Origin of the sequence: Polyangium fumosum, from assembly GCF_005144585.1 — a bacterium.
Taxonomy (GTDB): Bacteria; Myxococcota_A; Polyangia; order Polyangiales; family Polyangiaceae; genus Polyangium; species Polyangium fumosum.
In genome coordinates, this window is the sequence record NZ_SSMQ01000036.1 from 19140 (window position 1) to 33615 (window position 14476).

Annotated in this window: 8 protein-coding genes; 7 read left to right on the forward strand and 1 reads right to left on the reverse strand. The window is 69.6% G+C overall.

Annotated features, from left to right (window positions below):
* Positions 1-144: 144 nt before the first annotated feature.
* The 5 genes from E8A74_RS29460 (at position 145) to E8A74_RS29485 (ending at position 7570) form a co-directional block, all read left to right on the forward strand.
* Entirely contained in the window at positions 145-2406 is a 2262-nt protein-coding gene (locus E8A74_RS29460; RefSeq protein ID WP_232379797.1) for a bifunctional metallophosphatase/5'-nucleotidase, read from the forward strand.
* The gene (locus E8A74_RS29465; RefSeq protein ID WP_136932430.1) at positions 2403-3848 is read left to right on the forward strand and encodes a hypothetical protein; all 1446 of its coding nucleotides are present in this window, start codon (positions 2403-2405) and stop codon (positions 3846-3848) included. Before E8A74_RS29460 ends, E8A74_RS29465 begins: the two co-directional genes overlap by 4 nt.
* A 29-nt stretch (positions 3849-3877) precedes the next feature.
* Positions 3878-5707, forward strand: coding sequence for a hypothetical protein (locus E8A74_RS29475; RefSeq protein WP_170229465.1), 1830 nt, complete (start codon positions 3878-3880; stop codon positions 5705-5707).
* Between the two features lie 19 nt (positions 5708-5726).
* Positions 5727-6788: a hypothetical protein gene (locus tag E8A74_RS29480; RefSeq protein WP_136932432.1), complete on the forward strand. Its 1062-nt coding sequence runs from the start codon at positions 5727-5729 to the stop codon at positions 6786-6788.
* Positions 6789-6886: 98 nt separating this feature from the next.
* Positions 6887-7570 carry a hypothetical protein gene (locus E8A74_RS29485; protein ID WP_136932433.1) on the forward strand — a complete coding sequence of 228 codons (684 nt, stop codon included), beginning with the start codon at positions 6887-6889 and terminating at the stop codon, positions 7568-7570.
* Here the strand turns inward: E8A74_RS29485 and E8A74_RS29490 are convergent.
* The gene (locus E8A74_RS29490) at positions 7567-11166 is read right to left on the reverse strand and encodes a pilus assembly protein (protein ID WP_170229466.1); all 3600 of its coding nucleotides are present in this window, start codon (positions 11164-11166) and stop codon (positions 7567-7569) included. The two genes, E8A74_RS29485 and E8A74_RS29490, sit on opposite strands and share 4 nt — an antisense overlap.
* A 297-nt stretch (positions 11167-11463) precedes the next feature.
* On the opposite strand from E8A74_RS29490, the gene E8A74_RS29495 reads away from it, so the two are divergent.
* Complete coding sequence (locus tag E8A74_RS29495; protein WP_136932435.1) at positions 11464-12750, forward strand: SPFH domain-containing protein; 1287 nt, start codon at positions 11464-11466, stop codon at positions 12748-12750.
* Positions 12747-14474 (forward strand): prolipoprotein diacylglyceryl transferase, encoded by a 1728-nt coding sequence (locus E8A74_RS29500; protein ID WP_136932436.1) that lies wholly within the window; start codon positions 12747-12749, stop codon positions 14472-14474. The genes E8A74_RS29495 and E8A74_RS29500 overlap by 4 nt, the downstream gene beginning before the upstream one ends.
* Positions 14475-14476 lie beyond the last annotated feature (2 nt).

The window sequence follows — 14476 nt, forward strand, 5'->3', positions numbered from 1 at the left end:
CGTTTTTCGGGGGCGTTCGGGCGAACCCTGGATCCTGGGCTCCCGTGGTGTGTTCACCCACCACGTTTTTCCCTTGAGCCACACGGGGCATCCTGCCTAGGTTACGCCCGCTCGATGCGCTTCCGACGCTTCTTAGCTCCTCTCTTGGCCGCACCTCTGGTCGCGACCTTGGCCCTGGGCTCGGGCTGTGAGACGTCCGCGCCCACCCCACGCCTCAAGGGTCAGACCCACCTGACCCTGATCCACACGTCCGACATCCACTCACGGCTCTATCCGTACAACCTCCAGCTCGGCCAGGTCGACGCCGGCCTCGGGCTCGGGGAGGCGCTCAGCATCGCCAACGTGGGCGGCGCCGCGCGTATCTCGCATATCGTCGGACGGGAACGGGCCCGCGCCTCGCGCGTCCTGCACGTCGACGGCGGCGACTGCTTCCAGGGCGCGCCCGTCTTCAACTTCTTCTCCGGCGAGGCCGAGATTCGCGCCCTCAGCGCGATGGGCACCGACGCGATGCTCGTGGCGAACCACGAGTTCGATCGCGGCGCCCTGAACCTCGGCATCCAGCTCCAGAACTGGGCGAGCTTCCCCGTCCTCGCGGCCAATTACCTGCTCGAAGACCCGGCGCAGCCCGGCGCCTCGCCCCTCGGCGCCGTCCTCCAGCCCTACACGGTCTTCCACCTCGACGGGCTGCGCGTCGGCCTCGTCGGCATGGGCAACCTGTCGAGCATGACCTCGATCTTCGACGCGCCGAACCGCCTCGGGATCACGCCGCTGAACACCGTCGAGGTCGCGCAGTTCTACACCGATCTCCTCCGGCCCATCGTCGACGTCGTCGTCTTCGTCACGCACCTCGGCCTCGATGTCGACGAGCGCATGCTCCAGAATACGACGGGCATCGACGTCGTGCTCGGCGGGCACAACCACATCGTGCTCCAGCCGCCGAAGCGCGTGCGCGATTGCTCGGCCCATTTCGACGCCGAGGTGAACAGCTACTACATCGAGCTGAACGATCCGAACGCGGAGACCGGCAAGATCCGCAGGTATTGCCGGCCGCGCGATGTCGTCCTCTCCCATTCCGGCGCGTTCGCGAAGTACGTGGGCCGCCTCGACCTCGTCCTCTCGAACGACCCGGCCGATTTCCCCGGCGCGTCGGGCGGCGAATCGGAGTACGATCCGGTGAACGGATTCGAGGTCGTCTCGAAGGACTACCGCCTCTTCCCGGTGACGGAGGACGTGCCGGAGGATCCGATCGTCCTCGCGACGCTCGAGCCGTATGCGCAGAGCCTCGACGCGCTGGCGAACCTCGACCTGCTCGTGGGGTATGCGCGCGACGGATCGCGGCGCTTCTCCACGAGCGGCGGCGATTCGCCGCTCGGCAACATGATCTCCACCGCGATGTGGCTGCGCCTCGGCGTGCAGACCGATTTCTCGTTGACGAACACCACGGGCATCCGCGCCGACCTCGTCCCCGGGCCGGTGACCGTCGAGCAGATGTACAACATCTTCCCGTTCGACAACTCGATCTCGAAGATGCAGCTCTCGGGCGTCGAGGTGCAGGACCTCTTCGATTTCGTGGCGCGCAGGTCGGCCGGCCGCGGCTGCGTCTCGCAGGTGCAGATCGCGGGCGCCCGCGTCGTGATCAATTGCACGCAGCAGAAGACACCCGACAGCCCGCCCGGCGTCGCGACGAACATCTACATCGGCGCGCGAAACCCGAAGGTCGCCTGCACGAGCGACGCGCAATGCCCCGACAAGGGCCTCGGGAGCTGCGACGTCGAGGCCGGCGTCTGCTGGCAGCCCTTCGATTCGCTCGCGAGCTACGAGCTCGCCACCTCGAACTACCTCGCGGCCGGCGGCAGCGGCTTCCGCGTCCTGCAGCGCAACACGACGCAGTTCGATACGCAGATCCAGCAGCGCGACGCGCTCATCGATTACATCCGCGCCGGCGAGCCGTGTACCATCCGGCCCCCCTGCCCCGCCGACGCGAACAATAACGGGAGCCAATCCGACGAGTGCGGCAAGCTCCTCGGCCTGCCGGCGACGTGCACGAACGACGGCGTGTGTGACCACGACGAGCCCATCGGCTGCAAGGTCGACGCCGATTGCGAGAAGCTCGACAAGGACTTCGTCTGCGCCTGCCCCGAGTCCGTCATCGAGGGGGACGTCTGCGCCTCCGACGCGGCCCGGCCCTGCAGCGCCGGCACCTGCGTGCTCCGGGCCTGCCGCGACGACGTCGCCGCGTTCCAGCGCTCGGTCTGCGAGAATGCGCCGACGGCCGCGATCGAGCGGGAGTGCGAGCAAGAGCTCGCGCCCTGCAGGACCGCAGGCGAGACCTGCAAGTACCTCGCTTGCGTGGATCGTTTCATCGGAAACTTCTCCGATGGTCGCATCCGGATGGTCGGGCAATGAAGCTTTCCACCGCTCCGCACAGGGCATCTCTTGGCCTCGTGTCGCTCCTCGCCCTCGCGGCCTGCACCGATCAGGTGGCGCCGCCGAGCGGCGCCTCGACGTTCCGCGTGCGGATCACGCAGGTGAACGGCGCGGACGCCCCGCCGGACGACGCGCCGCTGCCCGCGAACCGTGGGGATCGCGAGGACACGTGGGCGTTCGAGCTGGAGACGCTCTCGCCTTATGGGGAGCACGTCGATTTCAACGGCATGGTGCGGATCAGCATCGAGCCGGGCGTCGTCCTCAGCGTCACGGGGGACGGCGCGGCGGGCCGGAACATCCAGGTGGTGGACGGCAAAGCGCAAGGGCTCGCCACGGTGACGGCCGTGTATGGCCCGGCGCGCCTCTGGGTCGAGGATCTCGGGTATACGCCGGTGCCGCTCTCGGAAAAACCGGCCTGCTCGAACGGCAAGGACGACGACGGCGACGTGCTCATCGATTTCCCCGCCGATCCGGGGTGCGCGTTCGCGGACGACGACAACGAGGAGACGGGCACGTTCGCGGCCGGCATCTCGCCGCCGGTCCATTACGAGCTGCCGCGCATCAGCGACGTCCAGGGCTTCGGCTCGGCCACGCCCTTCCCGTACGAGGCCATCGAGATCAACACGCATCGGCCGAAGCCGCTCGTCGTGACGCGCGTGTCGAACGACGGCTTTTACGTGACGGACCTGTCGGAGCAGGCGACGGGGTACAACCACATCTTCGCGTTCAACTTCTCCACGCCGCCGGGCATGCGTGTCTGCGACCGCGTGACGTTCCTGACGGGCACCGTGGTCGAGTTCTTCGGCTTCACGGAGCTCTCGTTCCCCTCGTACGTCGTGAGTTTTCCGGTCGAGGGCGAGGACACGTGCGAGGTGCCCGAGCCGCCCGTGCTCGACGACAGCATGATCCCGAACGCGGACGCGATGGAAAAGCTCGAATCCGGCCTCGTGCGGATCGAGGGGTTCCGCGTGGCCACGAAGTTCGGCCCGAAGCCCGTCGTCGACAACGTGCCGGACGCGGATCACTCGAACTGCGATCTCAATGGCGACGGGCAGGTCGATTTCGCGAGCCAGGCCGAAGGCGCGTGTTCGGACGCCTGCTCCGCGGATCCCGAGTGCACGGAGTGGACGTCGTACTCGGCGCGCGGCAATTACAAGGTCTTCAAAGGCAACACGCAGATCCAGATCCAGACCGGGACCGCGGCGAGCTTCGACCCGACGGGGCACAAGGGCGAGACGCTCGACGCCGTCACCGGCACGCTGCGCAATTTCTCCGGAGGCTCGTTGAACTGGACGATCGAGACGCGGTGCCCCGACGATCTCGTATGCCAGTCGCAGGGCTGCGTGAAGGCGACCGTGCCGTCCACGAAAGCCTGCGTTCGCCTCCGGACCATCGACGACAACGATCAAGGCTCGAACTGAAGGACCCTCGATTGCCCATGCATTCCCGCATGCGACTCCGCAAGGCCGCCGGCGCTCCCCTGGCCCTGATCCCTGCTCTCCTCCTCGCGGCCGCCGGCGCATCTGCACAGCCGGTGCCGCCGACGGATCCGGCCGCGCCGCCTGGAGGGCCGACCCCGCAGCCGCCCGCGGAGACCGGCGCTCCGGCGACCGAGGCCCCCGCCCCGCCGACGACCGAAGCACCGCCGCCGCCGCCGCCGGCACCGCCGCCCGCGGCCGAGGCGCCGAAGCCGGTGCCGCCGGCCGTGCCGGTCCTCGCCGAGCCCGCGCCGGTGAAGACGGTCGACAACGAGCCGCCGTCCGTGCGTATCGGCGATTTCATGGATACGCGCCTGACGTGGGTCATGGGCGACGACGACGTGCTGCACCAGACGGGGCAGGCGCAGCCGCTCTCGCCGGACTTCTCGATCGGCGATCGGCGGACGTACCGCCTCTTCTTCGACAACCTGAACTCGCGCTTCGCCGGCCGCGAGAACCTGACGCACCTCGCGCTCTACAAGAAGATGCCGGGGTTCATCAAAGGCCTCGACACCGAGGCGTCGATGGTCCTGCGCTTCGACCTCGCCTCGCTCGCGCGCGCCACGAACAACCTGAACCAGTCGCTCTATGACGCCGGCTCGTTCATCCGCGCCTTTTATCACACGGACGGCGATAAAAACGGCAAGCGCGGCCTGTCGGTGACGCTCTGGCCGCTCGACACCGATCGGTTCCGCCTCGGCTACCTCTACGACATCTCCTGGGGCGGCACGAACCCGTTCATCAACCAATCGATCTTCCCGCGCGTGCAGGGCGGCGCCCCCGGCGGAAAGGTCGAATACACGGGCGACAAGTGGAGCGTGTTCTTCGGCCTGAAGACCGCGACGATCATCCAGGTCGAGCAGACGCTGACGCCGGGCACGAGCGAGGTCGAGGAGATCCGCATCGGCCAGACGAACTACGGTCTGCTCGGCGGCGGCAGCGTCGACCTGGGCGATTACGTGCACCTCGACCTCGGCGGCGGTTACTTCCAGCAGGGCAAGTTCGATCTGCCCGACGTGGCGGGGCAGAGCATTTACACGCTCGGCGCCTCCGCGCGGCTCCTGCTCCACGACAAGAGCACGCCGGTGCCGCAATCGATCGATTTCGCGCTGTACCGGAACGATCCGAACAAGCCGATGATCATCTTCAAGCCGGAGGTCTATAGCCCCGGCAAGACGACGTGGTCGGTCGCGATCGAGGGGACGAACCTCTGGCAACGCGTGAAGGACTTCGACGTGGCCGGCGGGACGACGTTCCAGCAGGCGCGGGCCGCGGCGTTGCAGGCGAACGTGAAGTCCGGCTTCTTGCGCGGCAGCTTCACGGCCATCTACCGCGACCTGCCCTACGTCCTGCGCAACCAGCCGAGCTACATTCCCTTCCAATCGCTGCCGAACGACGCCGCGACCGCGAACGAGTTCTTCCTCGCCGTCGCCTCCGATTATTACCTCCCGGCGCCGCGGCTCACCGTCGGGGTCGGCGCGGGTCTCCAGTTCCCGTCGACGTTCTCCACGTCTTCGGTGGACGAGTCGAACGCCCCCATCTCGCGCACCGTCGTCGTGCGCGAGCAGGGCAACATCGCCATTCTGCCGGTGAACCAGGGCTCGGTGCCCATCTTCCAGGCGCGCGCGAGCCTGAAATGGGACCTCTCGACGATCATGTCGGCGATGCTCTGGCTCCAGTACGTGCGCGACAACAACGGCACGTTCGTCGAGCGGGATCCGAGCGAAGGCACGGTGGCGCTCCGCAGCTTCATCAGCCCGAACTTCTTCGGCTTCGGCGCCAGCGTCTCGGCGCGCTTCTGAGGCACACGAGGGCCACGCCGTGTCGCCCCGGCTGTCCCTCCACCTCGACCGTCGCGACGCCGTCCACAGGCCCGGGGAGCTCATCACCGGGCGCGTGGAGATCGTCTGTCCCGAGAGCCGCCGCGGAGGCGAGCTCGTGGCCTCGCTCGACTGGGACGTCGAGAGCCGCGGCGAGCCCTACGCCGTGCGCGGCGCGCCGATCGTCCTCGCCACGGGCCTCGCGCTCGCGGCCGGCGAGCCCACGTTCGTGCCCTTCGAGATCCCCGCGCCGTCCGGGCCGCTCACGTACCACGGGCACATCCTCACGGTGAGCTGGACCTTGCGCGTGGAGGCGAAGCTCGGCTGGGCGTCGCGCGAGCGCGTGGAAGCGCGGATCCTGCTCCTGCCGTGGACCGAGGAGGCGCGCGCGCTGACGGCGAAGAGTTATCGCACGGCGCCGGCGCGGCATGCGCTCGTGTACAACCCCGGGCCCTTGCCGGAGGCGGCGCTCGACAAGCGCGACGAGCCGAAGACCCTGGAGCATCCCATCGTCGGGGTGGCGCTCGCGGCGGCGAGCGCGGCGCTGCTCGTCCTGCGCGCGGGGGCGTTCGCGCGGATCCTCGCGCTGCTCTTGCTCGTCGGTGGGCTCTCGGCGCTCTTCGCGCATCTTCGACGTCGCACGCTGCGCGAGCGGCTCGGCCCGCCCGAGCTCTCGGTGCATCCGGAGATCGCGCGGGCGGGCGAGGTGGTCACGGTGGCGGTCTCGTTCAAGCCGGGCCGGCCGGAGGTGCTGAAGGAGCTCATCCTTTCGCTCGCGGCGCAGGAGGTCGTGGTGCGTCCGTCGAGCGAGCCGGACGAGCCGCGGCATTATCGTCATTCGTTGCACGGCGAGCGGCGCGCCGTCGATCGGGCGCGGCTCAGGCTGCCGCCGGGCCGGGTGACCGTGGTGCAGGAGATCTTTCGGATCCCGCCGCAGGCGCCGCCCTCGTTTGGCGCGCCGAACAACGAGCTGCGGTGGGAGGTCTCGGCGACGGTACGCACGGCCGACCTCGTGTCGTGGAAGCAGACCCAGCGGATCCTCGTCCACCCGCCTACGCCCTGAGCGGTCGCGGCGCGGCTCGCCCGTCGCCTGGCTGCTTTCCCCGCGACAACGGGAAAGACGAGCCTTATGTTCGGCCGCCAGGAGCTGGAACCCGAACGATGAGATGCCAGAACTGCCGTCAGGAGGCGCCCACCATCGTGCGAGGGGCGCGCGCGTATTGCACGGCCTGCGGCGCGCCTCGCTCGCTTCTGGAGGACACGCCCGTCAACGTCGCGGGCCAGCCGTCGAAGATCGGCGGCGGCGTGGCGAGCGTGGCTGGCTGGGTGATCCTGATCACGGGCGTCCTCGTGTCGCTCGCGCTCGGGGGGCTGATCTCGCTCGCGAGCGCGACCGTCGCGTGGATCGTCGGCGGGTTTTTGGGCGCCATGAGCGTGCTTTTTGGCCTGCTGTTCATCCTGGGCGGCCGTTTGCTCTGGAAGACGGGCAAGGAGCGCGAGCGGGGGGCGCACGAGCAGGCGGTGTTCGCGGTGGCGCGGCGGAACTCCGGGTCGGTCACGCCCGCCGAGCTCGCGCGCGCCCTGAACGTGAGCGAGGTGGAGGCCGACGCGCTGCTCACGGAGATGGCGAAACGCCCGGACGGGTATGTCTCGCTGGAGGTCGACGATGACGGGACGCTCCGGTATTACGTGAAAGGCACGGGGAGCGCGCGTATTGGTGCGCCGCGCGTCCGTGTGGGGATGGGCGGGGCGCCGGGGTCTTCGCAAGCGGCCGAGGCGGAGGCGCTCGCCGAGGCGGAGATGGGCGAGGAAGACGCCCAGGCGCGGGCCCAGCGTCGGCGTTAATCGAGGACGACGCCCCACGAATCGACCGTCACGGTTCCGCGCAGGCGCGGCAGCGGTTTGGTGAACGTGCGTGTCTTCGAGCCCTCGCTCGCCTGGCCGCCGCGCCCGGTCTGGAACACGAGCTGGAAATCGCCGCCCGTGGAGGGGCCCATCGCCGTGACGGAGCCGAGCCAAGGATCGGGGAAGGTGACGGGGGCATAACAGCTCGGCGTTTGCAGGGCGGCGACGCCGAAGACGACGGTGCCCGGGGGCTGATCCTCGAAATAGCTGGTTTGGCCGGGCGCCAGGGCGGGGTCTTTCACGTACCGGGGGCAAGGCCATCCGGGGGGCGGGGCCGGGCCGTTGGGGCTGCAAGCGGTTGTCCGGAGATAATCGACGCCCCATACGGAGCCGTGTCCATCGGAGCAGGCGGCGCCGGGGTTTCCTTCGGGTGTGAAGGTCGCGAAATAGGCGGCGCCGTCGAAGAGGGAAATGGGTCCGGTGACGCGCACGCCGTTCTCGAAGGGAATCGTCCAGTTGTGGCGGGTCACGAGGCCGTCCTTGGAGGCGTCTTCCAGGATCGAGGTGATACGCGCCCGGACGCCCGCGCTTTTCGTGAACGTCTCCTGATCACCCGTGGAGAAAAGAATCACGGGGCGGCCGAGCGGATCGACGCTGACGATGGGCGGGGTCTCGACGGGCTGGCGCGCCGAGGCCGTGTCGCCGGGGAGGGAATACGCGTCCCAGGCGAGGCGCGCAGACCATTTCGAGGGTTCGGGGCTCGTGAGGTCGATCCGATAGAGGTTTCCATCGGCATCCCCGACGTACACGCGATCGGCGACCTGCCCCGGCTGGGCCGGGAAAGGGGTCGGGATGCCGGTGACCGGGGCATCGAAGGAAAAGGGGCGAATCCGCGACGGCGCGAGGGCGGGGCCGTCCGAGGGCAAACCACGAAAGGTCGCGAGGATCTCGCCGGTGTCGAGGCGAGCAAGCGTCAGGGATCGTGCGGGCAGGGCTGCGCCGCTCGAAGTGTTGTGGCATCGCACGGCGAGGGCGCCGGACGAGGGCTTTTGGGGTTCGTCCGGCGCGACGAGCGAGCCCTGCACGAGGCGCGGGCAGGCGCCGGCGCCGGGTGGCCCGGAGGCGCCGCCCGAGAGCAAGGCGACCGCGACTTCCTCGAGATCACCTTTGCCGTCGTCGATCGCGATCGTGGCGATGGCCGGGCGTGGCGTCTCGGATCCGAAAAGGGGCGCGCCGGCGTCGTCCGTCGAGAGCTGCCAGAGGAAACGCGGGGTTTCCGGGTCGGTCACGTCGAGCGCATAATAAAAGCCGCCGCCCATGCCGCCGCCGGCGAGGAGCACGGTGCGCCATTTCGTGCTCGCTGAGCCGGCTTGGGCATCGGCGCGGGTGCGGGAGAGGACGACGTCACGAAGGACGGGGCTGCCGTCGAGGAGGAAGGCCTGCTGCCGGTAGGTCGGGAGGAGGCCGGGGAGGACGTGCGGCGGGAAAAACGACCATACTTCGTTGTTCGCGAGCGTATCGACGCGCAAGGGATCGGCGGGGTCGTTCGCGGCGACCTTGAAGGCGTGGAGCTGGCCGTCGGTGGTGGCGACGAAAAGCACGGGCGGTCGTTTTTGCGAGGCGGGATCGGAGGCAAACGCGGCATACGCTTCGTCGCGGAGGAAAACGCGCGGCGGCGTCATGACGGCGGGGACGGCGTGGTAGATGCTGCCGAGCTCGTGGCCGCTGCGCGCATGCGGGACGAGGGGATCGCCGATTTCCCAGCGCATCACGGCCTCGGCGCAGGCGTTTGCCGTGGGGGAAGGGAGCGCGAGGGCTTTGCAGGTCTCCGGGAGGGAGCCCGGGTCGATGCCGAGCGCAGCGGGCGCGAGGGCGAGGGTTTCGGCGAAATGCGCCCCTTCGAGCAGGCCCGTGGAGACGCCGCCGGTGGAGGCAAATCCGTCGCTCTTCTGGAGGTGGGGCCGGATGCTGCCGCGGGACGGAATGGTTTGTCCAGCAGGGTCGGCGAGGACCGTGAAGAAGCGCCGGGCCGGAACCCCCGTGGCGAGGTTGGCCTCGAAGTCGTCGCCTTTTTGCGGGTCGACGGGGGCGAGGACGGGCACTTCGAGGCCGCCTTGGTTCTCGCACACGTATCGTTTTCGTTCGAGGTTGCCGCTCCAGGGCTCGCCGGGCGGGGCGTCGAAGGAGGTGACGAACTGGTATCCCGCGGCGGACGCGTCTCCCTGGGCCGACGCAGCGCCGGCGGAGGCGAAGACGGGGATCGTGCGGCTCGTGGATTTCGACGAGACGAACGCGAGGACGGCGTCGAGGGCCTTGCGGAGGGAAGGTAGGTCCGAGGCGAAATAGGCGCGCTCGGTGCCGCCCTCGTGCGCGATCCGCGCGAGGGTGCAGCAGGCGGCGAGGCTCCCGTCCGCGCCCGCGCAAGGGCCGCTCGGATCGAGCAGGTCCGCAGGCGCGAGGGACGCGCAATCGACGCCGCCGACCCCGGAGAGGCCAAAGCCCACGGCAAACGTGGGAAGGGGGCTCGTTCCCGTGGCGAGGTCGTGGGCGATTTCCCAGGGCCTGGGGTAAGGGCATTTTCCGTCGCCCGCGGCGCAGGCGTCACGCAGATCGAGGTTGGGCTCGCCGTCGGAGAGGACGAGGACGAATTGCGGTCGGCAGCCTCCTTTTTGATAGGGGTCCTCGGCCGGGCCGAGCGGGGCGCCGGTCGTGGGGTGTTTCGTGGTGTCGTGCAACAAGAAATCACGCGCGTCGGCCAGCATGCCGGCGAGCGGCGTCGCGCCGAAGGGGCGGAGGGCGAGGAGCGTGCGCTGGATGCGCGCGTTCTGCGCCCGGACCTCGGCGATCGGCGCGTCGTACCCGCCAAACCCGACGAGCCCACCTTCCCAGGGCGGCGCGGCGGGGTTTTTCGCGCCGACCTCGAACGGCTGCTCCGCGCACCCGGCGGGATGGCCGTGGGCCGGCGCGGCGCCGTCGTTCCATCCGAGAAAATAGCTGTGGTCGCCCGCCGCGCCCGTGCCGGGGTGCGGGAGCGAATCGAAGGTCATGAGCCCAAAGCGCACGCGGTCGCGGTAGGTATCGAGCAGGCCGTCCGCGTCTTGCCGGAATCCGGGCGCGTCGCAGGGCATTGGGAGATGGTTCCAGGCGTGCGTGCGGATGGCGTCGTCGGAGACCTCGTACCAGGGCGAGGGCAAGACGCCGGGGCCGTGGGTGCATCCGTTCGAGAGAATGCGATGGAACGGGAGGTGGTAGGCGGCATCCGCGGGCGGGGCGCCGCCGATCGAATACTCGTCGAGGAACGCGGAGGTGCCGCGGTCCTGTGCGAAGCATGAAAAGTTTTGGATCGTGCCCGTCAGGACGGAGACGAGCGTGGCCCAGCGATTCATGGGCGTCGTCGCGCCGGGGAGGCACGCGGCGCCCGCCTCCTCGGGCCTCCTGCCATCGACCATGTTCTCCATCGATCCGGAGGTGTCGAGGAGCAGGAGGACATTGGGCAGGGGCGGATTCACGTCGACCTGCGCGCGAGCGAGATCGGCGGCGAGAAAAGAAGCGAGCGCGAGACCCGTCGAGCCCCAAAAAGAAGAAAGCGAGCGCATGGGCCCTCCTTCGAGAGGCGATTGCAATGGGCATGCCGCTCCGTTCGGAGCTTCGCGACGCGTCATTCTCGCAGGCGGGGCCGGAGGAGGTGAATACGAATTGCGGAGCCCCGCAAAAACGTGCGTGGGCTGGCTGCCGGCATCATTTTGACGCCGGGCGGCAGCGCGCAGGGATTTTCGCGCTCGGGAGGGGCTTGGCGCGCCGGGAGGGCTCTGGTATTCGTGGATCGCCTGGGATTGAGGAAGGGGGCAGTGATGGTGCGGTCGGGGAGGTGTTGGGGGAGGCGCGGCGCGCTGGTGGTCGCCGCGCTGCTGGCGACAGGGTGCGGGGAGGAGGCGCCGCCTTATGATGCGCTTCCGCTGCGAGATGCGCTCCGCGCGGCGCCCGAGGTGATGGCGTCGCTGCCGAAGGAGACACGTCGTGAGGTGGCGCAACGGCTGGAAGAAGCCGGGATCACTTCCGTCGAGGAGCGGCTCGTCCTGCCGCCGCGCGACATCCCGACGATCGACGCGCTCGCGAGCGCCGCGGACGAGGAGCGCGAGGAGCAAGGAAAGGACGCGCTCGTGCTCGGCGCGATCGAGCGGGAAGGCGCGGAGCTGCTGCTCGAAGCGCGTGAAGCCAAGGAGGCGACCGATACGAACGAGGGGCCGCCGAAGATGCGGGGGCGCCCAGGGAACACGACGGCGGCGCTCGAAGCCGCGGCGCTCGAGGGGCGCGCGGGGCGCTGGGTGCGTGATCTCGCGAAACGGTCGGACGCCAAGGAGATCGTGCGGACGACGGGCCTGCCGATGGGCGCCTGGGCCTTCGACGATACGCTGTACGTGAATGCGTCGTGGCTCGTCGCGCTCGCGGCGCTGGAGGAGGAGGGCGCGCCGATCGTGCCCGGCCCCGCGGTCGTGCCGATGCCGGGGATGCCCGGCTCGAAGCCTTTGTCGGTCGATTTCAATCCGTACAAGCTGCCCGACAGCGTGGAGGCGTGCTCGCTGCAGGTGCAGACGACGTGCGGCTGCGCGGCGAGCGGGACGTGTGATCACGACGTGACGGATCCGACGTTCTCCGACGCGAATGCAGAGTGCACGTGGGTGAACCAGGCCGCGGCGAACGCGGCGGCGCTCTGCGTGCTCGCGCTGATGAACATCGACGGGGTGCGGGCGTGCGTGGAGTCGGGTGGATCGATCTGCGCGGCGCTGCCGGTGACGACGCGGGACGACGCGCTCGCGTTCCTGGCGAGCGAGAGCTGCATGGGCTTGCTCCAGCAATGCCTCGCGGACGGGAGCCTGTCGGGGGATTCGTCGGGCAGCGGGAGCGGGTCGTCGAGCTGCGGGGGTTGCTCGGGCAGCTCGTGCGGCGGATGCAACGACGATTGTTCGAAGTGCAACGACAATTGCTCGAAGTGCAATGACAATTGCGCGGACTGCAACCAGAACTGCAAGGACTGTAACAGCAACTGCAAGGGCAGCCAGTGCGCCGTCGCGCGGCGGCCTGGGCGTTCTCCCCTGCCCTCGCCGGTCGGAACGGCGTTCTGGTTGTCGCTCCCGGTCGCGTACCTTTATCTCCTGTCGCAACGCAGGAGGCGGCCATGAGGAGCCTCGTCGTGGCATGGCTCGAGCGCCACGGGTTGCCCGGGTGGCTCGCGCCTGATTACATGGTGATGGTGGGGCTCGCGGCGCTGCTCGGCGCGATCGCGACGCAAAGGTTGTCGCGGCGCGACGGAGCCGACGCAGGGCTCGAAGGGCGGGCGCTCCTCGCGGCGTATGCCGGGGCGCTCGCGGGGGGATACGTCTTCGAATGGCTGCGGGCGCTGCCGGAGGCGCTCCTTTCGCGGTCGCTCGACCCGCTGCTGCACGCGGGGCGCGCGGCATACGGTGGGCTCTTGATGGGGGCACTCGCGGCAGCCTGGGTGCTGCGCCGCGGGGGCGCAACGGCGCTGCCGTTTCTGGATCGGGCGGTTCCGCTGTGCGGGATCTCGTACGGATTCGTGCGAACGGGCTGTTTCCTCGCGGGGTGTGATTACGGCAAACCCACGGCGGGTTTCTTCGGGGTGCGGTTCCCGGCCGGGAGCCCGGCGGCGCTCGATCACGCTTCGCTCGGCTGGGTCCCGCAAGGGGCGCCGAGCCTGCCCGTGCACCCGACGCAGCTTTACGAGGCGGTGGTGGGGCTCGTGGCAGGCGTGGTGGCGTCGCTCTGGCTCCTCGGTCCGCGGCGCGACGGGCGGGCGTTCGGCACGTGGATCGCGCTGTATGCCACGGGGCGGTTTTGCGTGGAAATGGTTCGCGGCGACGCGTCGCGCGGGACGTACGGGCCCTTGAGCTCGGCGCAGCTCGTGTCGATCGTGCTGCTCGTCGGCGTGGGCGCGGCCGTGGTGCTCGCGCGGAAGGGTCCGCGGCTGTCGCTGGCCTCGGCGATGCTGGCCGCGGCGGCGCTCGTCGTGCCGGAGGAGGCTGCGGCGCAACCGGCGAAACCGACGGGAACAACCACGCAGGCGCCGGCCGGGCAACCGCCCAAGCAGCCAGCGGGACAAACCCCTCCCGCGGCCGGGCCCAAAGCCGGCGCGGCGACGCCTTCGAGTGTCCCGCCGCCGCCGCCCGTGCAGCAGGCGCAGCCTTATCCTCCGCCGCCGCAGGGCGGCACGGCGTATCCGTATCCGCCGCCTGCGCAGGGCGCGGCGCCGTACCCCTATCCCTACCCATATCCGCCGCCGCCGCAGGGGGCCGCGCCGTATCCGTACCCGTATCCCTACCCCTACCCGCCGCCGCCGCCGGGCGGGACGCCGACGGGCGTGAGATCCGTGCCGGCGGAGGAGCTCCCGCCGGAGGAGAAGCCCGCGGATCCGCAGAAGGAGTACAACAAGCTCCGCTTTGGCATCGGCCTCGCGGGCGGCGGGTATTTCGCGCCGGGCAGGTTCGCGGTGAAGGACGGCGCGCTCGTCGACCTGGAAGCCACGTACCGCATCGCCACGGGGTCGCGGCAGCGCTTCGAGATCGGCCTCGAAGGGCGCTTCGTGGGGACGAACGACGCGGCGCAATGGGGGATCGGCGTACCGCTCCGGTTCGTCACGGGCCTCGGCAGGTACGCGGAGATCGACTTCACGACGATGCCGTTCTACTCGCGCGTGGTCTTCGACTCGGCCTACTTCGAGCCCGCCAACGGGTTCGGCGCGCGGTTCCAGCTCGGCTTCGGCTTCCCGCTCACCTCGCATTTCGCCATCGGATTCACCCCCCTCGGCTTCGGGATCATGGGGTCCGGCAGCGTCCATACGCTGTTCACGTACGAGCCGCGGTTCTGGGTGAAGGTCGCGCCGTTCTGAGG